The organism is Streptomyces sp. NPDC050658 (genome assembly GCF_044457025.1).
In the GTDB taxonomy this organism is placed as follows: domain Bacteria; phylum Actinomycetota; class Actinomycetes; order Streptomycetales; family Streptomycetaceae; genus Streptomyces.
The window spans coordinates 1,549,970-1,573,173 of the sequence record NZ_JBITGM010000001.1 but is presented as its reverse complement, the minus strand read 5'-3'; the positions used below and the strand labels follow the sequence as shown (position 1 = coordinate 1,573,173).

14 protein-coding genes are annotated in these 23,204 nt (G+C 70.8%); 10 read left to right on the top strand and 4 right to left on the bottom strand.

The annotated features are described in order from the left end of the window. The 5 genes from mtrB to ACIBKX_RS06920 all read left to right on the top strand — a co-directional run bounded on the left by mtrB (nt 1) and on the right by ACIBKX_RS06920 (nt 6,982). Complete coding sequence (gene mtrB, locus ACIBKX_RS06940) at nt 1-2,166, top strand: MtrAB system histidine kinase MtrB (protein ID WP_363276703.1); 2,166 nt, start codon at nt 1-3, stop codon at nt 2,164-2,166. Further along, on the top strand, nt 2,156-4,012 hold the full coding sequence (locus ACIBKX_RS06935) for an LpqB family beta-propeller domain-containing protein (protein WP_399375658.1): 1,857 nt from the start codon (nt 2,156-2,158) through the stop codon (nt 4,010-4,012). Before mtrB ends, ACIBKX_RS06935 begins: the two co-directional genes overlap by 11 nt. Before the next feature lie 208 nt (nt 4,013-4,220). After that, entirely contained in the window at nt 4,221-5,030 is an 810-nt protein-coding gene (locus tag ACIBKX_RS06930) for a phosphoribosyltransferase family protein (protein ID WP_363276704.1), read from the top strand. Nucleotides 5,031-5,345: 315 nt separating this feature from the next. Then, the gene (gene hpf / locus ACIBKX_RS06925) at nt 5,346-6,038 is read left to right on the top strand and encodes a ribosome hibernation-promoting factor, HPF/YfiA family (RefSeq protein WP_399375657.1); all 693 of its coding nucleotides are present in this window, start codon (nt 5,346-5,348) and stop codon (nt 6,036-6,038) included. Nucleotides 6,039-6,232: 194 nt separating this feature from the next. Beyond that, on the top strand, nt 6,233-6,982 hold the full coding sequence (locus ACIBKX_RS06920) for a response regulator transcription factor (RefSeq protein WP_363276706.1): 750 nt from the start codon (nt 6,233-6,235) through the stop codon (nt 6,980-6,982). Between the two features lie 30 nt (nt 6,983-7,012). Here the strand turns inward: ACIBKX_RS06920 and ACIBKX_RS06915 are convergent, their stop codons facing one another. Further along, the gene (locus ACIBKX_RS06915) at nt 7,013-8,200 is read right to left on the bottom strand and encodes a DNA glycosylase AlkZ-like family protein (protein WP_363276707.1); all 1,188 of its coding nucleotides are present in this window, start codon (nt 8,198-8,200) and stop codon (nt 7,013-7,015) included. Between the two features lie 48 nt (nt 8,201-8,248). Further along, entirely contained in the window at nt 8,249-8,827 is a 579-nt protein-coding gene (locus ACIBKX_RS06910; protein ID WP_363276708.1) for a GNAT family N-acetyltransferase, read from the bottom strand. Between the two features lie 235 nt (nt 8,828-9,062). On the opposite strand from ACIBKX_RS06910, the gene secA reads away from it, so the two are divergent. Continuing rightward, the gene (gene secA / locus ACIBKX_RS06905) at nt 9,063-11,900 is read left to right on the top strand and encodes a preprotein translocase subunit SecA (protein ID WP_363276709.1); all 2,838 of its coding nucleotides are present in this window, start codon (nt 9,063-9,065) and stop codon (nt 11,898-11,900) included. Between the two features lie 188 nt (nt 11,901-12,088). Here secA and ACIBKX_RS06900 read toward each other — a convergent pair whose 3' ends face one another. Then, the gene (locus ACIBKX_RS06900) at nt 12,089-12,538 is read right to left on the bottom strand and encodes an Rv3235 family protein (protein ID WP_363276710.1); all 450 of its coding nucleotides are present in this window, start codon (nt 12,536-12,538) and stop codon (nt 12,089-12,091) included. A gap of 284 nt (nt 12,539-12,822) precedes the next feature. Here ACIBKX_RS06900 and ACIBKX_RS06895 point away from each other — a divergent pair, with 284 nt between their 5' ends. The 3 genes from ACIBKX_RS06895 to ACIBKX_RS06885 all read left to right on the top strand — a co-directional run bounded on the left by ACIBKX_RS06895 (nt 12,823) and on the right by ACIBKX_RS06885 (nt 16,454). Next, nucleotides 12,823-13,338 (top strand): DUF6912 family protein, encoded by a 516-nt coding sequence (locus ACIBKX_RS06895; protein ID WP_363276711.1) that lies wholly within the window; start codon nt 12,823-12,825, stop codon nt 13,336-13,338. Between the two features lie 54 nt (nt 13,339-13,392). Continuing rightward, a complete protein-coding gene (locus tag ACIBKX_RS06890) occupies nt 13,393-14,061 on the top strand; it encodes an HAD family hydrolase (protein ID WP_363276712.1) in 669 nt (222 codons plus the stop codon). Between the two features lie 86 nt (nt 14,062-14,147). Continuing rightward, the gene (locus ACIBKX_RS06885) at nt 14,148-16,454 is read left to right on the top strand and encodes a LuxR C-terminal-related transcriptional regulator (RefSeq protein WP_363276713.1); all 2,307 of its coding nucleotides are present in this window, start codon (nt 14,148-14,150) and stop codon (nt 16,452-16,454) included. 578 nt (nt 16,455-17,032) lie between these two features. Here ACIBKX_RS06885 and ACIBKX_RS06880 read toward each other — a convergent pair. Then, nucleotides 17,033-17,599 (bottom strand): DJ-1/PfpI family protein, encoded by a 567-nt coding sequence (locus ACIBKX_RS06880; RefSeq protein ID WP_363276714.1) that lies wholly within the window; start codon nt 17,597-17,599, stop codon nt 17,033-17,035. 545 nt (nt 17,600-18,144) lie between these two features. On the opposite strand from ACIBKX_RS06880, the gene ACIBKX_RS06875 reads away from it, so the two are divergent. Further along, nucleotides 18,145-23,094, top strand: a complete 4,950-nt coding sequence (locus tag ACIBKX_RS06875; RefSeq protein WP_363276715.1) for an NAD-glutamate dehydrogenase — start codon at nt 18,145-18,147, stop codon at nt 23,092-23,094. Nucleotides 23,095-23,204: the final 110 nt, after the last annotated feature.

Genomic DNA, 23,204 nt, shown 5'->3' with positions numbered 1-23,204 from the left:
GTGTCCCGGGACAGTTCCCCCGTACCGCCCGGGGCTCCGGGTGGCCGCTCGGGGCGGACTGGAGGGCCGCCGCGGCGCGGCTCGACGTTCGGGCGGCTCCTCGACGGCGGTCTGCTGTTGCAGGGCGGGGTGCAGGGCAGCCCCGTCCTGAGGCTCTTCGCGCGCTGGGTGCGGCGTCCGCTGCTGCCCGCCGTGCGGCTGTGGCGGCGCAACATCCAGCTGAAGGTCGTCGTCACGACCCTGCTGATGTCGCTCGGTGTGGTGCTCATGCTCGGTTTCGCCGTCATGAGCTCCGTGAACAACGGCCTGCTCAAGGCCAAGGTGAAGGCCTCGCAGAGCCAGGCCGACGGTGGTTTCCGGGCGGCGCAGGACGAGGCGAACTCAGCCCGGCCCAGCTCGGGCCAGGAAAGTGGCACGGCGGACGGCCGGACCACGCCGCCGACGGCCGTGTGGATGTCCGACCTGGTGGAGCAGCTCTCCAGTGGCGGCCAGAGCGCCTTCAACGTGGTGACGCTGAGCCCCACGTCCACGGGCAGCGGCAGCGGCAGCGGCAGTGTGCGCGGACCGCGTGCCTCCGGAGGCGTGGACCCGATCCAGAGCGTGCCGGAGGAGCTGCGCGAGAGCGTCGACAAGGGCACCAGGGCGTATCAGAGCAATACCCGGATCGTCTTCAACGACGGGCGTGAGGCGCAGCCCGGCCTGGTGATCGGCAAGCGGCTCAACGACCTCAACGGCGCCCCTTACCAGCTGTACTACCTCTTCCCGCTGACGCAGGAGGAGGAGTCCCTGGGCGTGGTGCGGACGACGCTCGCCACGGCCGGGCTCTTCGTCGTGGTGCTGCTCGGTGCCATCGCCTGGCTGGTGGTGCGCCAGGTGGTCACGCCGGTTCGGATGGCGGCCGGTGTCGCCGAGCGGTTGTCCGCGGGGCGCCTTCAGGAACGTATGAAGGTCACCGGAGAGGACGACATCGCGCGGCTCGGTGAGGCCTTCAACAAGATGGCGCAGAATCTCCAGCTGAAGATCCAGCAGCTGGAGGAGCTGTCGCGGATGCAGCGACGGTTCGTCTCCGACGTCTCGCATGAGCTGCGTACGCCGCTGACCACGGTGCGGATGGCCGCCGATGTGATTCACGAGGCGCGGGTGGACTTTGATCCGGTTACCGCGCGGTCGGCGGAGCTGCTGGCCGATCAGCTCGACCGGTTCGAGTCGCTGCTGGCTGATCTTCTTGAGATCAGCCGGTTCGACGCGGGTGCGGCGGCGCTGGAGGCGGAGCCGATAGATCTGCGGGAGGTCGTACGCCGGGTGGTGGGCGGCGCGGAGCCGCTGGCCGAGCGCAAGGGGACGCGCGTCCGGATCGTCGGCGACCATCAGCCGGTCATCGCCGAGGCCGATGCCCGGCGGGTGGAGCGGGTGCTGCGGAACCTGGTGGTCAACGCCGTGGAGCACGGCGAGGGCCAGGACGTGGTGGTGCGGCTCGCGGCGGCGGGCGGCGCGGTGGCCGTCGCGGTGCGTGACTACGGAGTGGGGCTCAAGCCCGGCGAGGCGACGCGGGTGTTCAGCCGCTTCTGGCGGGCGGACCCGGCACGCGCGCGTACCACCGGAGGTACGGGGCTCGGGCTTTCCATCGCGCTGGAGGACGCGCGGCTGCATGGCGGCTGGCTCCAGGCATGGGGCGAGCCGGGCGGGGGTTCGCAGTTCCGGCTGACCCTGCCGCGTACGGCGGACGAGCCGCTGCGGGGGTCGCCGATACCGCTGGAGCCCGAGGATTCGCGCCGCCACCGTGGCCTGAACGACGCGGGCCTTCCGCTCGGCGGCCTGAACAAGCTCGCCACGGTGCCGGCCCAGCCGTCGGCTGCGGAGCGGGTGGCGCCGCCCGTGCCGCCCAGGGCACCGCTGGCGCCGAGGCTCGCCCAGGCGGCCGCGACGGTGGACCCGACGGCGCTGCCCGGCAGCGGCGCGCGCGTGGTGCCGCGGCGGCCTCTGGACGACGAGATGGCGCGGGGCGACGAGACGAGGCGGGGCGGCGGAGAGCCGGGCCCGGAGGCGGATCCCGCTGGGGAGGCCGCCGGGGAATCCGCCGAGGAATCCGCCGGGGAAGGCGTTGACGAAGCGGCCGGGGGAACCGGCGAATCCACCAGGGAAGGGGAGGCCTCTCGTGGGCGCTGACCACGATCGGCGCGGTCATCGGCGTCCGCTGCGGGCCGGAGTGCTGTTCGGTTCCTGCGGTGTGCTGCTCGCGGGCTGCGCCTCGATGCCCGACAGCGGCAACCTGAAGGCGGTCGACGCGTCCCAGCGGCCCGACTCGCAGTCGCAGGTGCGCGTCTACGCGATGCCGCCGGGCGAGAACGCGGGGCCCACGGAGATCGTCTCGGGCTTCCTTGAGGCGCTGACCAGCGACGATCCGCAGTTCGCGATGGCGCGCAAGTATCTGACCAAGGACGCCTCCAGGAGCTGGCGGCCGGATCTGCGGACCACGGTGCTCGCGGACGGACCGAGCACGGGTACGGGGAACCCCGGCGACAGCGACGCGAACGGCCGTTCGTTCCCGCTGACCGGGCGCAAGGTCGCGACGGTGGACAAGCAGCACGCGTACCAGCTGGACAACGACGCGTACCGCGAGACGGTCCATCTCACCCGGCAGGACGGTCCGAGCGGCAAGCAGTGGCGGATCGACCGGGTGCCGCAGGGCGTCGTGCTCGGCCAGTCCGACTTCCAGCGGATCTACTGGTCCGTCAACAAGTACTACTACGCGTCGAGTTCGTCGAAGACGGGCGCGGGCGGCGGTCAGGACGCGCTGGTCGCCGACCCCGTCTACATACGTCAGCGAATAGATCCGCTGACGGAGACGGTCAAGGCCCTGCTCGAAGGGCCCACCAACTGGCTCAAGCCGGTCGTCACCACGATCTTCCCCGGAGGTACGCGGCTCAAGGAGGGCACCAAGACGCTGGCGCCCGACGACCAGAACAAGCTGACCGTGCCGCTGAACGGGGAGGCCGACAGCTATGACCAGGGGCAGTGCACCAAGATGGCGGCGCAACTGCTCTTCACGCTCCAGGACTTGAAGTCCTCGAACGTGAAGGAGGTCGAGCTGCAGCGCTCCAACGGCTCCCAGCTCTGTGTCCTGAGCGAGGACCGGGCCGAGACCGTGGCGCCACACCGCACCGCCGACCACCCCGACTACCAGTACCTCATCGACGACAAGAAGCGCCTGGTGCGGATGCCCGCGGGAGCGAGCGGCAAGGCCGAACCGGCGCAGGTGCCGGGGCCGTTGGGCGAGGGCGCGAAGCCGCTGCGTACGGCTGCCGTGTCGCGCGACGAGGAGCGCGCTGCCGGAGTGTCGCTCGACGGGCGCTCGCTGTACATGGGGTCGCTGGTCGAGGCGAGCCCGCTGGGCAAGCCGGAGGCGCGCAGCAAGGCGAAGTCGGAGGACGACGGTTTCTCCACGCCGAGTTGGGACGGCAGGGGCGACCTGTGGGTGGCCGACCGCGACCCGAAGCGGCCGCGGCTGCTCTGGCTCGACCAGGGCGCGGGCGAGCCGACGCCGGTGAAGATCGCGGGCCTCGACGGACGGATCGAGGCGGTGCGGGTGTCGGCCGACGGCGTGCGGATCGCGCTCCTGGTGAAGAAGGACGGCAAGACGTCCCTGCGGGTCGGCCGCGTCGAGCGGACCGGCACCAAGGGGGAGCAGCCCGGTATCGCGGTCGTCGAACTGCGCCGCGCGGCACCGCAGATGGAGGAGGTCACCGCCATGTCCTGGGCGGGCGGCAGCCGTCTCGTGGTGGTCGGGCGCGAGTCCGGCGGCGTGCAGCAGATCGGGTATGTGCAGAGCGACGGCTCGGTGCTGCCCGGCGCGACGCTGCCCGGTCTGACCGGCGTGGCGGAGGTCGCGGCCTCGGAGGACGAGCGGCAGCCGCTGGTGGCGCACTCGGACGACGGGATCGTGCGGCTGCCGACGGGTGCGCAGTGGCAGACGGTGGTCAAGGAAGGGACGGCTCCGGTCTATCCGGGGTGACGGATTCCGGCGGCGTGGGGTGCTGGATCCGGCGGCGTGGCGTGCTGGATTCCTGCGGTGCTGGGCGATGGATTCCGACGGCGCGGGGTGGCGCCGGTACAGGCTGTGCCCCGATCGGGTGTAACGCTGTTCGTACGCGGCGGAGTTGTCCACAGGCGGTTGTCCACAGGGGTGGCAGTGCTGCCCGTGCCTTGGCACAGTGGAGGACATGCGGGGGTGGTGGCAGGACCTCACGGATCTGGTGCTGCCGGCCGATTGCGGAGGCTGCGGGAGGCCTCGTACGGCGCTCTGCGTGCGATGCCGTGATGCCCTGTGCGGTGCCGTGCCGCGCCGGGTGTGTCCGGACCCGCGGCCGCCGGGCCTGCCGGTGGTGCACGCGACGGCTCGTTACGAGGACGCCGTGCGGGCCGTGCTGCTCGCGCACAAGGAGCGGGGCGCGCTGGCGCTCGCGGGGCCGCTGGGCGTAGGGCTCGCGGGAGCGGTGCGGTCCGGGCTGCGGGGTGCCGGGCGGGATGAGCCGCGGGGTGCCCCGGGGGCCGGGGCGCCGGGTGGTGACGCTGAGGTACTGCTGGTGCCCGTGCCGTCGGCGCCGCGTGCCGTGCGGGCGCGGGGCCACGATCCGGTGCGGCGGATCGCGCTGGCCGCCGCGGCCGAGCTGCGGCGGGGCGGGACGCGGGCCCGTGTGCTGTGCGTGCTGCGTCAGCGGCGTGCCGTGGCCGACCAGTCGGGGCTCAACTCCCGTCAGCGGCAGGCGAATCTGGCGGGTGCCCTGGAGGTGACCGCGGGGGGTGGCCGGCTGCTCGGGGCGGGCCGGGTGGTGATCGTGGACGACCTCATGACCACGGGTGCGTCCCTGGCCGAGGCCGCCCGCGCAATACGTGACGTACGCATGGAATCGATAGGGCGGGCCGCGCCGGTAACAGCCCGTGAAATGTCCGGAGAGAACCGGGGCGAGAACGCGATCAGCGCGGCCGTTGTCGCCGCCTCACCGGATTCCTTCGAAATAAACCGGAACTGACTGGGAACTTGCATCGTTGCAGGTAGTGAGAGGGCCAATGCACCTGAATGGAGGTACGGGTCAGTAGAGGGTGACGACATCCGTCCGGGCGAGATATGTTCGGTTGTGAGGAATGGCGGACGCCGACCCTCGCATATCGGAATGCCGGTTGCCGGGTTTTTCGCAATCACCCGGACCGGTCGGGGTGGAGATCTTGTTCGCGGGGGAGGAGGAGGTGGAAGTCACCGAGTCCGAGGCTCCGGGAGTCACCGGGGCCTGGTGCAAAAGGGAGATGCTCCGCCGCCGAAGCGGAGCGATCCGGGAACGGAGTTCTGCGTGGACATCGTCGTCAAGGGCCGCAAGACCGAGGTGCCCGAGCGGTTCCGCAAGCACGTGGCCGAGAAGCTGAAGCTGGAGAAGATCCAGAAGCTCGACGGCAAGGTGATCAGCCTCGACGTCGAGGTGTCCAAGGAAACCAACCCGCGTCAGGCCGACCGTTCCGACCGCGTGGAGATCACCCTCCGCGGGCGTGGACCCGTGATCCGCGCGGAAGCCTCGGCCACCGACCCGTACGCGGCGCTCGACCTGGCCACGGCCAAGCTGGACGCCCGGCTGCGCAAGCAGCACGAGAAGCGTCACAACCGGCGCGGGACCGGCAGGCTCTCCGCCGCGGAGGTCGCCGAGCGCGTCCCGGACGCGGCGACGCTCAACGGAGACGGCACCGTCGCGCGCGACGAAGAGCCGGGCGGCGTGCCGGTCAAGCGGATCGGCTCACTGGAGATCCAGGGCGAAGGCCCCCTCGTGGTCCGCGAGAAGACCCACGTGGCGGCCCCCATGTCGCTCGACCAGGCGCTCTACGAGATGGAGCTGGTCGGACACGACTTCTACCTGTTCGTCGACTCGGAGACGAAGGAACCGAGTGTCGTCTACCGGCGACACGCCTACGACTACGGCGTCATCCGCCTGAACACCGACCCGATGGTCACCCAGGCCCAGTCGGCCGACGGCGGCGGTGCGCTCGGCGGCTGACCACAGCCGTCCGAGAGCAGAGCAGGTGCCCCTGGAGCGCGCGTGCGCCCCCAGGGGCACCATCGTGCGACCCCTGCGCGCACCGCACTGTCGCCCGGGCATGAAATCATGGGCGAGCCGGTCAACCGGCGGACTGTCGCCTCGGGTTGGCGCAGCCGACGCACAACGGGCCATGGCCTTCAGGGGGAGGAACGATGGCGGACAGCTTCGGACCGATGCAGGACCAGGACGTCGACGACGGCGTCGGCATCGGCACGGACGCGGGCGCGGGCGCTCCGCGCAAGGAACCGATCAGGGTCCTTGTGGTGGACGACCACGCGCTCTTCCGTCGCGGCCTGGAGATCGTCCTCGCCGCCGAGGAGGACATCCAGGTGGTCGGCGAGGCGGGGGACGGCGCCGAGGCGGTGGACAAGGCCGCGGACCTGCTGCCGGACATCGTGCTGATGGACGTACGCATGCCCAAGCGCGGAGGCATCGAGGCGTGCACCTCCATCAAGGAAGTGGCGCCCAGCGCGAAGATCATCATGCTGACGATCAGCGATGAAGAGGCCGATCTCTACGACGCGATCAAGGCGGGCGCCACCGGATATCTCCTCAAGGAGATTTCGACGGACGAGGTGGCCACGGCCATTCGCGCGGTGGCCGACGGGCAGTCGCAGATCAGCCCGTCCATGGCGTCCAAGCTGCTCACCGAGTTCAAGTCGATGATCCAGCGCACCGACGAGCGCCGACTCGTTCCCGCGCCGCGACTGACCGACCGCGAGCTGGAAGTGCTGAAGCTGGTGGCCACGGGGATGAACAACCGCGATATCGCGAAAGAGCTGTTCATCTCCGAGAACACCGTGAAGAACCACGTGCGCAACATCCTGGAGAAGCTTCAGCTGCACTCCAGGATGGAGGCCGTCGTCTACGCGATGCGGGAGAAGATCCTCGAGATCCGGTGAAGTCCGGGTCCGCCGGCTCCGGACCGGGGATCAAGCAAGGGCGCGGACGAGGTCCGCGGTCAGCTCGGGCCTGTCCACCCGCTCCACCCGCACCGCGTCGCAATTGACCCAGGACGCCGCCTCACGGAGCGCCTGCGCCACCGCGGGCACGGACTTGGGGCCGTCCAGCGACACCTGCTTGGCGACCAGCGTGCCGCCCTCACGGGCGGGGTCGACGCGGCCGACCAGATGCCCGCCGGCCAGGACCGGCATCGCGAAGTAGCCGTGGATCCGCTTCGGCTTGGGGACATACGCCTCAAGGCGGTGCGTGAAGCCGAAGATCCGCTCCGTCCGGGCCCGCTCCCAGATCAGGGAGTCGAACGGGGAGAGCAGTGTCGTACGGTGCCGGCCGCGCGGCGGGGTCTCCAGGGCCGCAGGATCGGCCCAGGCGGGCTTGTCCCAGCCCTCCACCGTCACCGGGACCAGTCCCGAGTCGGCGACCACCGCGTCGAACTGCTCGCCCTTGAGCCGGTGGTAGTCCGCGATGTCCGCGCGGGTGCCGACGCCCAGCGCCTGGCCCGCGAGCCGCACCAGGCGGCGCAGGCACTCCGCGTCGTCCAGGTCGTCATGGAGCAGCGGGTCCGGGATGGCGCGCTCCGCCAGGTCGTACACCCGCTTCCAGCTGCGCCGCTCGGTGCAGACCACCTCGCCGTACATCAGCGCGCGCTCGACGGCGACCTTCGCGTCCGACCAGTCCCACCACTCGCCCTTGTTCTTCGCGCCGCCCAACTCCGTGGCCGTCAGGGGGCCTTCGGCGGTGAGCTGCTTGATGACCGTGTCGTACGCACCGTCCGGCAGGTCGTGGTGCCAGTGCGGGCGCTTGCGGTACGCGCGGCGGCGGAAGGCGAAGTGCGGCCACTCCTCGATGGGCAGGATGCAGGCGGCATGCGACCAGTACTCGAACGCGTGCGGCCGGGCGGGGCCCGTGCCGGACGTGCCGTCCCAGTAGGCCGCCTCGATCCTGTCGCGGCCCACGGCGCCAAGACGCGCGTACGGAACGAGCTCGTGGGAGCGGGCGAGCACCGAGATCGTGTCGAGCTGGACCGCGCCCAGGTGCCGCAGCACGCCCCGCACACCGGATCTGCGGTCCGGGGCGCCCAGGAAGCCCTGGGCGCGGAGCACGATGCGGCGGGCCTCGTCGGCGGACAGGTCGATGGCGGGACTCGGCAGGCTCGTCATGACCCGAACGATAGGCGGCGGCACTGACAACGCCCGCGGAGCCTGCCGTCAGAACGCCTCCGGAGCCGGCAGATACGGCTGGCGCGACGGAATGCCCAGGTCGCTGGGGAGCAGGGCGCCCACCCAGCAGTCCCGGAGGGTGCCCTTGTTCGGGAGGCCCGCGCGCAGGGTGCCCTCGACGGTGAAGCCGGCCTTCTCGGCCACCGCGCGGGAGCCCGTGTTGCCGACCTCCGCGCGCCACTCCAGGCGATTGCAGCCCAGGTCGGTGAAGGCCCAGTCGGCAAGGGCGCGCACGGCCTCCGTCATATAGCCGCGGCCCCGGTGCGGCTTCGCCGTCCAGAAGCCGACCTCCCAGGCGCCCGAGCGCGGGTGGTGCAGGCTGGCGGCGGCGATCAGCGGGCCGCCCGTACGGGGGCGTACGGCGAAGGTGTACTCCGTGTCGTAGCGCCAGCCGTCCGGGACCAGGGTGCCGACGAAGCCCTCGGCGTCCGCGCGCGCGTACGGCGAGGGGATCGTGGTCCAGCGCTGGATGTCGGCGTCCTGGCAGGCTTCGTACGTCTCGTCGGTGTCGGCCGGCGTGAAGGTGCGCAGGCTCAGCCGCTCGGTGGTGAGGGTGACGGGCTCCATCCGGTGATTCTGCGGGGGCGCGGGACCGGGAGCCAGTGGTTTTCACCGGGTCGTCGCCGTGTTTCGCCGACGCATTTCGCCGAGCGCTGATCGCCACAACCCGGCACCTTCCAGGCCCCCCGTCCGTTGACGTACCGGCAGACCTCCCGGCGCGGCCCGCTCCTCGCTTACGATGGCCGTTGCCCAACGAGTAAACCGACCATGCCAGGCCCGACCGGCAAGGAGACCAACCCCCGTGTCCGTCCTCTCGAAGATCATGCGTGCAGGCGAAGGCAAGATCCTGCGCAAGCTGCACCGCATCGCGGACCAGGTCAACTCCATCGAAGAGGACTTCGTCAGCCTCTCCGACGCCGAGCTGCGCGCGCTGACCGAGGAGTACAAGGAGCGTTACGCCGACGGCGAGACCCTTGACGACCTCCTCCCCGAAGCCTTTGCCACGGTGCGTGAGGCCGCCAAGCGCGTCCTCGGCCAGCGGCACTACGACGTCCAGATGATGGGCGGCGCCGCGCTGCACCTCGGTTATGTGGCGGAGATGAAGACCGGTGAGGGCAAGACGCTCGTCGGCACCCTCCCGGCGTACCTCAACGCCCTGTCGGGCAAGGGCGTGCACCTGATCACGGTCAACGACTACCTGGCCGAGCGCGACTCCGAGATGATGGGCCGCGTCCACAAGTTCCTCGGCCTGTCCGTCGGCTGCATCATCGCCAACATGACGCCGGCGCAGCGCCGCGAGCAGTACAACTGCGACATCACGTACGGCACGAACAACGAGTTCGGCTTCGACTACCTGCGCGACAACATGGCGTGGTCGAAGGACGAACTGGTGCAGCGCGGCCACAACTTCGCGATCGTCGACGAGGTCGACTCGATCCTGGTCGACGAGGCCCGTACGCCGCTGATCATCTCCGGCCCGGCCGACCAGGCCACCAAGTGGTACGGAGACTTCGCCAAGTTGGTCACCCGCCTCACCAAGGGCGAGCCCGGCAACCCCCTCAAGGGCATCGAGGAGACCGGGGACTACGAGGTCGACGAGAAGAAGCGCACCGTCGGCATCCACGAGTCGGGTGTCAGCAAGGTCGAGGACTGGCTCGGGATCGACAACCTCTACGAGTCGGTCAACACGCCGCTCGTGGGTTACCTGAACAACGCCATCAAGGCCAAGGAACTCTTCAAGAAGGACAAGGACTACGTCGTCATCGACGGCGAAGTCATGATCGTCGACGAGCACACCGGCCGTATCCTCGCCGGCCGCCGCTACAACGAGGGCATGCACCAGGCGATCGAGGCGAAGGAAGGGGTGGACATCAAGGACGAGAACCAGACGCTCGCCACGATCACCCTGCAGAACTTCTTCCGCCTCTACAAGCGCCACGACCACCAGGGCAAGGAAACCCCCGGCCTCTGCGGCATGACCGGTACGGCCATGACCGAGGCCGCCGAGTTCCACCAGATCTACAAGCTGGGCGTCGTGCCGATCCCGACGAACCGGCCGATGGTCCGCGCCGACCAGTCGGACCTGATCTACCGCACCGAGGTCGCCAAGTTCGCCGCCGTCGTCGACGACATCGCGGAGAAGCACGAGAAGGGGCAGCCGATCCTGGTCGGCACCACTTCCGTGGAGAAGTCGGAGTACCTCTCGCAGCAGCTGTCGAAGCGCGGCGTCCAGCACGAAGTGCTGAACGCGAAGCAGCACGACCGCGAGGCGACCATCGTCGCCCAGGCCGGCCGCAAGGGTGCCGTCACCGTCGCCACGAACATGGCCGGACGAGGCACCGACATCAAGCTCGGCGGCAACCCGGACGACCTCGCCGAGGCGGAGCTGCGCCAGCGCGGCCTCGACCCCGTCGAGCACGTCGAGGAGTGGGCCGCGGCGCTGCCCGCCGCCCTGGAGAAGGCCGAGCGCTCCGTGAAGGCGGAGTTCGAGGAGGTCAAGGACCTCGGCGGGCTCTACGTCCTTGGTACGGAGCGGCACGAGTCGCGGCGCATCGACAACCAGCTGCGTGGCCGTTCCGGCCGTCAGGGCGACCCGGGCGAGTCCCGCTTCTACCTGTCGCTCGGCGACGACCTGATGCGGCTGTTCAAGGCGCAGATGGTCGAGCGCGTGATGGCCATGGCGAACGTCCCGGACGACGTGCCGATCGAGAACAAGATGGTGACGCGCGCCATCGCGTCGGCGCAGTCGCAGGTCGAGCAGCAGAACTTCGAGACGCGTAAGAACGTCCTCAAGTACGACGAGGTCCTCAACCGGCAGCGCGAGGTCATCTACGGAGAGCGCCGTCGCGTCCTGGAGGGCGAGGACCTGCAGGAGCAGGTCACGCACTTCATGGACGACACGATCGACGCCTACATCGCGGCCGAGACCGCCGAGGGCTTCGCCGAGGAGTGGGACCTGGACCGGCTGTGGGGCGCCTTCAAGCAGCTCTACCCGGTGAAGGTCACCATCGACGAGCTGGAGGAGGAGGTCGGTGACCGCGCGGGTCTGACCGCCGAGTTCGTCTCCGAGGCCATCAGGGAAGACGTCCACCAGCAGTACGAGGCGCGGGAGACGCAGCTCGGCTCCGACATCATGCGGGAGCTGGAGCGCCGCGTCGTGCTCTCCGTGCTCGACCGCAAGTGGCGCGAGCACCTCTACGAGATGGACTACCTCCAGGAGGGCATCGGCCTCCGTGCCATGGCGCAGAAGGACCCGCTGGTCGAGTACCAGCGGGAGGGCTTCGACATGTTCAACGCCATGATGGACGGCATCAAGGAGGAGTCCGTCGGCTACCTGTTCAACCTGGAGGTCCAGGTCGAGCAGCAGGTCGAGGAGGTCCCGGTGTCGGACGAGGCGCCCACGTCCCTGGACAAGAAGGACGCCGTCCCGGCCGGGGGCGGCCGTCCGGAGATCCGCGCCAAGGGGCTCGACGCCCCGCAGCGGCCGGACCGGCTGCACTTCCAGGCGCCGAACGCGGAGGGCGGTGTCGACGAGGGCGACTTCGAGACCGAGGACTCCGGAGTGCGGTCCGAGGCCGACGGCCTGACGCGCGCCGAGCGCCGCAAGGCCCAGAAGGGCGGCCGACGCCGCAAGAAGTAGCGTGACGGCTTCGCCGTAGCTCTGTGCTGAGGGACCGGGTGCTTTCGGGCGCCCGGTCCCTTTCGCCTTGCCCGGGGCTCCGTAGTACGGCACAGCAGGGGGCTCCGTAGTACGGCACGGTCCGGGGCCTCCGTAGTACGGCACAGCCAGGGCCTCCGTAGTACGGCACCTCGCCGTACGTCGGTACGTCACATCGCCGTACGTCCCGGAGCCGCCACTTCCACCGCCGTGCAGCGCCAGCGCTGGTCCGCGCCCAGGTGCAGGCGGAACGCCAGGGCGCGCAGGGCGGGGCCCGCGCCGATGCGGGCGAAGACCTCGTAGACGCCGGGGCAGGGTTCGTAGTGGCCGATGCGGTGGACCGTGGGGCGCCTGCCGGCCACGTTCAGGGGCGTCTGCTCGGCGAGCCGGACCAGGTCGTCGAAGGCCGTGTGGGCGATGTGGCGGGCCGCCCAGTGCACGGGCTTCTGGCCGCTGAGCACCAGGAGCAGGCGCTCGGTGAAGAGCTCGGTGGGGTGCGGCGGCGGCTGCGGTGCGGTCCTGCGGGGGCGGGACTGGGCGCTGGGGCGGCGCGGGTCGGTGCGGCCCGGTGGGCGGGTGGTCGCCGGGCGTGAGCGGGGCCTCGTCATCACCTTCTGCATGCCGACCTACCTCCGTACCAGGGAGTAACTTCCGTCGGGGATCTTGTACGGCGACGGGAGCGAGGGCCGCAAGGGGCGCCGGGCCCGGGGCCGGCCGGTGGCAGAGTCCCCTATCCGGGTGGTCGGGGGTGCGTCAGGCCGTACGGTTGCCGGGGAGCGCCGGGTGAGGGGGTGGTGCTCCGGGTGACGCGGGGGGCCGGTGCGGGGCGCACCTCGAAGGGGGACTCCCGGACGTATTCTGGTGCCTGTTCTCGCCCAGCCCCTGCTACTGAAAGCGGATCGTCATGCGCGTCTACGTTCCCCTGACCCTGCCCCGTCTCGCTGAGGCGTACAAGGCGGGCGAGCTGGGGCCCGGACCGCTGACCGCGTACGCCGTGACGCCCGCGCTGCGCGAGTGGTATGTCTCGGACGACATCGAGGAGCTGGAGTACGCCGCCCTGAACCGGGCCGCGCTCGCTTCGCTGCGGCTGGTCGCCGGTGACCCCGAGGCGGCCCGGCGGCGCGTCGTCCTCGCGGCGGACGTACCCGACGGGGCGGCCGTGGCGGAGCCCGGCCTCGGGCTCGACCAGGGGGCGCGGACGGCCCTCGGCGAGGTGCGGATCGACGGCGTTCTGGCGCTGCGGAAGGTGGCCGCCGTGCACGTCGACTCGGGGGACGCCGAGGCGGACGTGACGGCGGCTGTGGGGGTGCTGGGGGCCGCGGACCAGGGGGACGACGACGCGCGGTTCGTCGTGGACGGCGTCGAGGACCACGAGCTGCTGTGGTTCGCGACCCAGGAGATTCCCGGGCTGATCGCGTAGCCGCGGCATGGCCGGGGTTGTCTCGGGGCGGGATCTCGCGGGTACCGTTTCTGCATGGGGAAGCTGCAGCGCGGGGCGCACATCGTGTGGGACTGGAACGGGACACTCCTGCATGACATTCATGCCGTGATCGAGGCGACCAACGCCTCATTCGCGGAGATCGGGCTCGAGTCGATCACGCTCGAGCGGTATCGCGAGCTCTACTGCGTGCCCGTGCCCAAGTTCTACGAGCGGCTGATGGGGCGGCTGCCGACCGAGGCCGAGTGGCAGGTCATGGACGCCGTGTTCCACAAGCACTACTGGGCGCGGGCCGAGGGCTGCGGGCTCGCGGACGGGGCCGCCGAGCTGCTCGCCGAGCGGCGCGCCGCCGGGCGTACGCAGTCGCTGCTCTCGCTCGCGCCGCACGAGCATCTGGTGCCGATCGTGCGGCGGCACGGGATCGAGGAGCACTTCGTGCGGATCGACGGGCGGATGGACTCGTCGCACGCCGGCAAGGCCGACCGGATGGTGCGGCACCTGGCCGCGCTCGAAGGGGTGGCCGCCGAGAACACCGTGGTCATCGGGGATGCCGTCGACGACGCGCTGGCCGCCGCTCATGTGGGGGCCCGGGCCGTGCTCTACACCGGGGGGTCGCACAGCCGGGGGAGTCTGGCGGAGGCCGGGGTTCCGGTGGTCGACAGTCTGGCGGAGGCCGTCGAGGTCGCCGAGCGCCTGGCCGCCTAGAGCGCCTTATGTGAAGCGGCCTACTGTGTGCTGTCGGATGCGTACGCTGGGTGGAATGGTTCCGGTGCGGGCGTAACGGGGGCGATATGGGGTTCGGCTTCGGCTTCGGACAGCGCAGGAGCGGCCGGTTGCCCGCGGAGACGACGAGCTTCGTGGGGCGCGGCGAGGACGTCACCGCGCTGGAGCGGGCCTTCGCGCAGGCACGGCTCGTCACGGTCGTGGGGCCCGGCGGCGTCGGCAAGACGCGGGTGGCCCTGCGGGTCGCGGCGAGTGCCGCCGAGCGGTTTCCCGACGGGGTCTGGCTCGCCGAGCTGTCCGCGCTGCGGGACCCGGAGCTGCTGCCGGGGACACTCGCGGCCGTGCTCGGACTGCCCGAGCAGACCGGGGTGCAGCCGCTGGACGCCGTGGTGGAGTTTCTGCACCAGCGGCGGGCGCTGATCGTCATCGACACCTGTGAGCATCTGGTCGACGCCTGCGCCATGCTCGCCGACGTGCTGCTGCGCGAGGCACCGGGGACGAGTGTCCTCGCCACCAGCCGGCAGCCGCTCGACGTGCCGGGCGAGAGCTGCTGGCCGTTGGCGCCCCTGGGGTCGGCCGAGGCCGTGGAGCTGTTCGTGCAGCGGGCCGCCTCCGTCGTGCCGGGGTTCGCCGTGAGCGAGGGCAACCGGGAGCTGCTCGACGCCCTCGTGCGGCGGCTCGACGGGATTCCGCTCGCCCTGGAGCTGGCCGCCGTGCGGCTGCGCGCGGTGCCCCTGGAACAGCTCGCGGCGCGGCTCGACGCCCGGTTCCGGGTGCTCACCGGCGGGCGGCGGACCGCGCTGACCCGGCACCAGACACTGCGTACGGCCATCGACTGGTCGCACGAGTTGTGCACCCCTCAGGAGCGGGTGGTGTGGGGCAGGCTCTCGGTGTTCGCCGGGGCCTTCGATCTCGCCGCCGCCGAACAGGTCTGCGCGGGCGGCGAGTTGAGCGCCTGCGATGTCATGGAGCATCTGATCGGGCTCGTCGACAAGTCCGTCGTACAGCGGCTCGGCGGGGCCGGCGACAGCTATCGGCTGCTCGACACCATCCGGGAGTACGGCGCCGAACGGCTCGCCGAGACGGGCGGCACGGAGGCGGCGCGGCGCAGGCACTTCACGTACCACCAGGAACTGGTCCGGCGCTTCGAGGAGAGGTTCCTCAGCGCCGAGCAGGTCGCGCTGCACGCGGCGGTGCGCGGGGCCGAGGACGATGTGCGGGCCGCGCTCGAGTACGCGTACGCGACACCGGGCCACGAGGCGGAGGGGCTGCTGCTCGCCGCCCGGCTGTGGCCGCACTGGCGGGCGGTCGCCGCGATGTCCCAGGGCGAGTACTGGATCGACAAGGGGCTGCGTGCGGTGCCCGGCGACGGGCCCGCGCGGGCGGCCGGGCTGCACCGGACCGGCGAGTTCTGCCTCTGGCTCGGTGACCCGGTGGCCGCGCTCGGGCGGCTCGTCGAGGCGGAGCAGGTCGCGCGCCGCATCGGGGACGAGGCCGCCGCGGCGATGGCCGAGACGGAGGTGGCGGGGACCCGGGCCGTGCTGGCGGGCGGTGCCGGTGACCTGGACGGCCTCGTCGAGGCCGTGGCTGCGATGGAAGTGGCCAGGAAGCGGCTCGTCGAGATCGGTGATCCGGCGAGGGTGGCGCTGGTCTGCCACGAGGAGGCGGTCGTCAGGGTGGCGATCGGGCAGGTGGAGTGCGCCCTCGAACTCTGCGAGGTGGCGCTGGCCCATCTCGAGCCGTACGAGGGCGAGTGCTGGCTGCGGGGCGCGGCTCTGATGGTCAAGGGCGTCTGCCTGTGGGTGGCGGGGCACTCCAAGGAGAGTGTGCGGACGTTGCGGCAGGCGCTGGACGCCATCGGGCGGATCGGCGAGGCGCTCGCCGCGAGGCTGTGCTGCGCCGGGCTCGCCTGGGCGGCGGCCGGGGAGGAGCGCTGGACGCGGGCCGCCTGGCTGCTCGGGTACGTGGACGCGGCGAAGAGCGCCAGCGGGGATACGTTCGGGATGTTCCCGGCGCTGCGCGAGCTGCACGGGGACGTGCGGGAGCGGGTCGCTCAGGCGCTCGGTGAGCGGGGGTTCGCCCGCTGGTACCAGGAGGGCGAGCAGCTGACCCTGCGGGAGGTGGTGGCCGCGGCCGTCGCCGACGCGGAGCGGCCCGCCGCCGTGCCGGGGCCGCGGGGCGGGGGCGGGCTCGATGTGCTGACCCGGCGGGAGCGGGAGGTCGCCGCGCTGGTGGCGCAGGGGCTCTCCAATCGGGAGATCGCCGAGCGGCTGGTGATCTCCAAGAGGACCGCCGATGCGCATGTCGAGCACATTCTGGCGAAGCTGGGGGTTGCTTCTCGGACGGAGATCGCGGCGGTTGCCGCCGGCGGTTAGCGGGGGGTTCTTTCCCCTGCGGGGGGCTCCCACGTCGGGTGCGGGTCGGATCCGCTTTGCGCCGCCGTTCCGCGGCGGATGTCTCCCACCCACCCACCCGTCACCCCGCGGTGCGGGGGCTCGGCTACCGGGGGGATCGGGTGGGTGGGCGGCGCCTCGGCTGGGGGGGGAGCCCAGGCCGTGCCCCGCTGGGGTTGCCCCGGCCGGAGGCCCGGGCAACCCCAGGCGGCAGTGCCACCCGCTGGCATTGCTCCGGCCGGACAGGCCCAGGCAGGGCGGAACGGACCGCCTGCCCTCGCCGACGAGGGCAGCCGACCGTCTCGTGCCGCTTCCGGGGGGTTCCGGGGGAGCGCCGTTAGCCACGACAGATGTGGGGGAGTTGACCACTTCACTGTCCGGCGCCCACGGCCCGGTCCGTCCGGGAAGCGGCACAGGACCAGCATGGCGATGCGGACCGGGGGCCCGCATCGGTACTTGCTCGTACCGGTATACGGATTTCCGGGCCGCCGGCCTTGATCGGTATACGTACTCCCTCAGGGGCTCCCTCAGGGCACCCTCAGGAGCTCCCCAGGGCTCCCTCAGGTCACCGGCGCCTTCGCCCGCAGCACCGTCAGGAACTCCCTCATCCAACCGGAGTGATCCGGCCATGCCCTGGCCGACACCAGTGTGCCGTCGACCACGGCCTCCGCGTCCTGGAACGTCGCGCCCGCCGCCTGCATGTCCATCTCCAGGGCCGGGTACGCCGTGACCCTGCGGCCGGTGAGGCTGCCGATCGCCGCCGTCAGGAGCGGGCCGTGGCAGATCTGGGCCACCGGCTTGTCGGAGTCGAAGAAGGACTTGAGGATCTTGCGCAGCTCCGGGTCGTTGCGCAGATACTCCGGGGCCCGGCCGCCCGGGATCACCAGGGCGACGTACTGGCCGGGATCCACCTCGGAGAAGGCGAGGTCCGCGGGCCAGGTGTAGCCCGGCTTCTCGGTGTAGGTGTCGAAGCCCGGCTCGAAGTCGTGCACCACGAACTGCAGCTTCTTGCGGGCGGGGGCGGCGATGTGGACGTCGTATCCCTCCTCGCGCAGTCGCTGGTAGGGGTAGAGGACTTCGAGCGACTCCGCCGCGTCGCCCGTCACGATCAGGATCTTGGCTGCCATCGGTACTCGCTCCCCAGGTCGGTCTGGACTTCGCCGTCACTTCAACGGTCCGTCCGTCCCGCACAACGTGCATCCCTCCGTCCGGTTTGCCAAGAGGGCCCACGCTCCGGCGGGAAGACCGACAGCCGACAGATGGCCGGAAGTCTCTGTGCAGACTGTCAAAGTTCGCCCCCCTCTTTTGTACACATACGGCTCATGACGGGGGGCGGGTACGGGGCGATAGCCTTGACCCGTGATCAGCGCGATATCCCGCGGGGGCGCAAGCGCCCCCGTCCTGCGCCCGGAGCACACGGAGGACATCCGTGCCCGGGCGGTCGCTGACGCTTCCCCGCGGTGCGGTCAGGCCGGTCATCCCGGCCACCGGTCGGGTATCCCCGGCCATCGGTCGGTGAAACCACCGACAATGCGGACAATGGCGCATAACCGCCCGCTCATCTCTCACCACGGCATAACGTCGACCTCGACCGGAGACCCCGCGTCGCGGCGCTACGTCGGATCACTTCCTTCTACGTCACGCAACGGCGCGCGACAGGAGTCAGAGGACAATGCAGACCAAGCTGGACGAAGCCAAGGCCGAGCTGCTCACGCGGGCCGCCCGGGTAGCTGAGAACAGCCCGGTTGGGGGGCGCCTACCGAACGGGGCACCCACCGGGTCGAAGGGCGACGAGGCCACTCCCGACCAGGACACCGCCCTCGCGTTCCTCCAGCGCTACTACCTGCACACCGCCCCGGAGGACCTGGCCGACCGCGACCCGGTCGACGTCTTCGGAGCCGCCTTCTCGCACTACCGGCTGGCCGAGAACCGCCCCCAGGGCACGGCCAACGTCCGGGTGCACACCCCGACCGTCGAGGAGAACGGCTGGACGTGCAGCCACTCCGTCGTCGAGGTGGTCACGGACGACATGCCCTTCCTCGTCGACTCCGTCACCAATGAGCTCTCCCGGCAGGGGCGCGGCATCCATGTCGTCATCCACCCCCAGGTCGTGGTGCGCCGTGACCTCACCGGCAAGCTGCTCGAGGTTCTGACGACGGACCCCGGCACCGAGCGGCCGCACGACGCGGTCACCGAGTCGTGGATCCACGTCGAGATGGACCGCGAGACCGACCGCGCGGACCTGAAGCAGATCAGCGCCGATCTGCTCCGGATCCTGTCCGACGTACGCGAGACGGTCGAGGACTGGGAGAAGATGCGCGACGCCGCGCTGCGCATCGCCGATGAGCTGCCCAGCGAGCCGGCCGCCGCCGATCTGCGCGACCAGGAGGTCGACGAGGCCCGCGAGCTGCTGCGCTGGCTCGCCGACAACCACTTCACCTTCCTGGGCTTCCGCGAGTACGACCTCACGGAGGACGACTCCCTCTCCGCTGTCCCCGGCACCGGCCTCGGCATCCTGCGGGCCGACCCGCAGCACGGCGGCGACGACCACCACCCGGTCAGCCCGTCCTTCAACCGGCTGCCCGCCGACGCCCGCGCCAAGGCCCGCGAGCACAAGCTCCTCGTGCTGACCAAGGCCAACAGCCGCGCGACGGTGCACCGGCCCAGCTACCTCGACTACGTCGGCGTGAAGAAGTTCGACGCCGAGGGCAACGTCATCGGTGAGCGGCGCTTCCTCGGGCTCTTCTCCTCCGCCGCGTACACCGAGTCGGTGCGCCGCGTGCCGGTCATCCGCCGCAAGGTGGAGGAGGTGCTCAAGGGCGCCGGCTTCTCCGCCAACAGCCACGACGGGCGCGACCTGCTCCAGATCCTGGAGACGTACCCGCGCGACGAGCTCTTCCAGACGCCCGCCGATGAGCTGCGGTCCATCGTCACGTCCGTGCTGTACCTCCAGGAGCGGCGCCGGCTCCGGCTCTACCTGCGCAAGGACGAGTACGGGCGCTACTACTCCGCCCTCGTCTACCTGCCGCGCGACCGCTACACCACCGGCGTCCGGCTGCGGATCATCGACATCCTCAAGGAGGAGCTGAACGGCGCGAGCGTCGACTTCACCGCCTGGAACACCGAGTCGATCCTCTCCCGTATTCACTTCGTCGTCAGGGTGCCGAAGGGTGCCGAGGTCCCCGACCTCTCCGACGCCGACATCGAGCGCATCGAGGGACGGCTCGTCGAGGCCGCCCGCTCCTGGGCCGACGGCTTCGCCGAGGCGCTGACCGCCGAGTGCGGCGAGGAGCGCGCCGCCGAGCTGCTCCGCCGTTACGCGGGCGCCTTCCCCGAGGGGTACAAGGCGGACCACACGCCGCGCGCCGCCGTGGCCGACCTGGTGCACCTGGAGGCGCTGAAGCACGGGCGCGAGGACTTCGCGCTCAGCCTGTACGAGCCGGTGGGCGCCGCCCCCGGCGAGCGCCGCTTCAAGATCTACCGCTCCGGCGCGCAGGTCTCCCTCTCCGCCGTCCTTCCGGTGCTCCAGCGCCTGGGCGTCGAGGTCACCGACGAGCGTCCCTACGAGCTGCGCTGCTCGGACCGGTCGAACGCGTGGATCTACGACTTCGGGCTGCGCCTGCCCAAGTCGCAGAACGGCAACGGCGACTACCTGGGAGACGACGGCCGCGACCGCTTCCAGGACGCGTTCGCCGCCGCCTGGACGGGCGAGGCCGAGGTCGACGGCTTCAACTCGCTGGTCCTGAGCGCCGGGCTCAGCTGGCGCCAGGCGATGGTGCTTCGGGCCTACGCCAAGTACCTGCGCCAGGCCGGTGCCACGTTCAGCCAGGACTACATGGAGGACACCCTCCGCAACAACGTCCACACCACCCGGCTGCTCGTCTCGCTCTTCGAGGCGCGGATGTCGCCGGAGCGGCAGAGCGCCGGGACCGAGCTGATCGACGGGCTCCTGGAGGAGCTGGACGGCGCGCTCGACCAGGTGGTCAGCCTCGACGAGGACCGGATCCTGCGGTCCTTCCTCACCGTCATCAAGGCGACGCTGCGGACCAACTTCTTCCAGGAGGCGGCGGGCGGCAAGCCGCACAACTACGTCTCCATGAAGTTCGACCCGCAGGCCATCCCCGATCTTCCGGCGCCCCGTCCGGCGTACGAGATCTGGGTGTACTCGCCGCGTGTCGAGGGCGTGCACCTGCGCTTCGGCAAGGTCGCGCGCGGCGGGCTCCGCTGGTCGGACCGGAAGGAAGACTTCCGGACCGAGATCCTGGGTCTCGTGAAGGCGCAGATGGTGAAGAACACCGTCATCGTGCCCGTCGGCGCCAAGGGCGGCTTCGTCGCCAAGCAGCTGCCCGACCCGTCCGTGGACCGCGACGCGTGGCTCGCCGAGGGCGTGGCCTGCTACAAGACCTTCATCTCGGCGCTGCTCGACATCACCGACAACCTCGTCGCGGGCGAGGTCGTGCCCCCGGCGGACGTCGTGCGGCACGACGAGGACGACACGTACCTGGTGGTCGCCGCCGACAAGGGCACCGCGACGTTCTCGGACATCGCCAACGAGGTCGCCGAGTCGTACAACTTCTGGCTCGGTGACGCCTTCGCCTCCGGCGGCTCCGCCGGATACGACCACAAGGGCATGGGCATCACCGCCCGCGGCGCCTGGGAGTCCGTCAAGCGGCACTTCCGGGAGCTGGGCACCGACACCCAGACCGAGGACTTCACGGTCGTCGGCGTCGGCGACATGTCCGGTGACGTGTTCGGCAACGGAATGCTGCTCTCCGAGCACATCCGCCTGGTCGCCGCCTTCGACCACCGGCACATCTTCATCGACCCGCGTCCGGACGCCGCGACCTCGTACGCGGAGCGCCGCCGGCTCTTCGAGCTGCCGCGCAGCTCCTGGGCCGACTACAACAAGGAGCTGCTCTCGGCGGGCGGCGGGATCTTCCCGCGCAGCGCCAAGGCGATCCAGCTCAACGCGCACATCCGCGAGGCGCTCGGCATCGAGTCGGGCGTCGCCAAGATGACCCCGGCCGACCTGATGAAGACGATCCTGCAGGCGCCGGTCGACCTGCTGTGGAACGGCGGCATCGGTACGTACGTGAAGTCGTCGGCCGAGGCGAACACGGACGTCGGCGACAAGGCGAACGACGCGATCCGCGTCGACGGCGCCGACCTGCGGGTCAAGGTCGTCGGCGAGGGCGGCAACCTCGGGCTCACGCAGCTGGGGCGCATCGAGTTCGCGCGCACCGGTGGCCGCATCAACACCGACGCCATCGACAACAGCGCGGGCGTGGACACCTCCGACCACGAGGTGAACATCAAGATCCTGCTCAACGCGGTCGTCGCCAACGGCGACATGACCGTCAAGCAGCGCAACACCTTCCTCGCCGCGATGACCGACGAGGTCGGCCGGCTCGTCCTGCGCAACAACTACGCGCAGAACACCGCCCTCGCCAACGCGGTCGCCCAGTCGCCGTCCCTGCTCCACGCCCACCAGCGCTTCATGCGCCGGCTCGGCAAGCAGGGCCACCTCGACCGGGGCCTGGAGTTCCTGCCGAACGACCGGCAGATCCGCGAGCTGCTCAACTCGAGCCGCGGTCTTTCGCAGCCCGAGCTGGCCGTCCTCCTCGCGTACACGAAGATCACGGCCGCCGACGAGCTGATCCAGACGTCGCTGCCGGACGACGAGTACCTGCGCCGCCTGCTGCACGCGTACTTCCCGCAGGCGCTGCGCGAGAAGTTCCCCGAGCAGGTCGACGGGCACGCGCTGCGCCGCGAGATCATCACGACGGTGCTCGTCAACGACACGGTGAACACGGGCGGTTCGACGTTCCTGCACCGGCTGCGCGAGGAGACCGGGGCCTCCCTGGAGGAGATCGTCAGGGCGCAGCTCGCGGCCCGTGAGATCTTCGGTCTGAGCGCGGTCTGGGACGCCGTCGAGGCGCTCGACAACGTGGTGGCCGCCGATGTGCAGACCCGCGTCCGGCTGCACTCGCGCCGGCTCGTCGAGCGCGGCACGCGCTGGCTGCTCAACAACCGGCCGCAGCCGCTGCAGCTCGCCGAGACCATCGAGTTCTTCAGCAAGGGCGTCGCCCAGGTCTGGTCCGAGCTGCCGACGCTGCTGCGCGGCTCCGACCTGGAGTGGTACGAGTCCATCCGCGACGAGCTGACGGGCGCGGGCGTCCCCGACGAACTCGCTCAGCGCGTCGCCGGCTTCTCCTCGGCCTTCCCGTCGCTCGACATCGTCGCGATCGCCGACCGCACGGGCAAGGAGCCGATGGCCGTCGCCGAGGTGTACTACGACCTCGCCGACCGGCTGCGGATCACCCAGCTGATGGACCGCATCATCGAGCTGCCGCGGGCCGACCGCTGGCAGTCGATGGCCCGCGCGTCGATCCGCGAGGACCTGTACGCGGCGCACGCCGCCCTGACGGCGGACGTGCTCGCCGCAGGGAACGGCGAGGCCACTCCCGAGCAGCGCTTCAAGGACTGGGAGGAGAAGAACGCGGCGATCCTGAGCCGGTCGCGGACGACGCTGGACGAGATCCAGAGCTCGGACGCGTTCGACCTGGCGAACCTGTCGGTCGCGATGCGGACGATGCGGACGCTGCTGCGCACGCACTCGTAGTCCGCCGGACGGTTCTTTCCGTCGTACGCCGATGAGGGCGCCCCGAGCCGAGAGGCTCGGGGCGCCCTTTCGCGTTTTCGGGCGCCCTTTCGCGTATCGGGACTAGGCCA